The sequence below is a fragment of the Chryseobacterium sp. CH25 genome, assembly GCF_004119455.1.
Taxonomy (GTDB): Bacteria; Bacteroidota; Bacteroidia; order Flavobacteriales; family Weeksellaceae; genus Chryseobacterium.
In genome coordinates this window covers 1-275 of record NZ_NRQT01000064.1, presented here as the reverse complement: position 1 = coordinate 275, position 275 = coordinate 1, and the positions used below count along the sequence as shown (strand labels likewise).

Sequence of the window (275 nt, the reverse complement as noted above, 5' to 3'; positions counted from 1 at the left end):
GGCGCGGGGCGCTCCAGCGCGTCGCCGCCGTTGAACTGGATGTACTGGGCCACGCCGGCGCGTTCGGCGTTGCGGCGCGCGAAGTCGACCATGCGGAAGGCGACGTCGCTGGCGTAGATGGGCACGGCGGGCGGATGGATGCGCGCACGCTGCCCGCGATGCCCTCGGGCAGCTGCGGCGCGGGGCGCTCCAGCGCGTCGCCGCCGTTGAACTGGATGTACTGGGCCACGCCGGCGCGTTCGGCGTTGCGGCGCGCGAAGTCGACCATGCGGAAG

General features: G+C 74.2%; 1 protein-coding gene. It reads right to left on the bottom strand.

Features of this window, described 5'->3' with window-relative positions; translation table 11 throughout:
• Positions 1-125 (bottom strand): hypothetical protein (locus BOQ64_RS24995; RefSeq protein WP_410494874.1); only part of this gene is annotated, 125 nt, incomplete at its 3' end.
• Positions 126-275 lie beyond the last annotated feature (150 nt).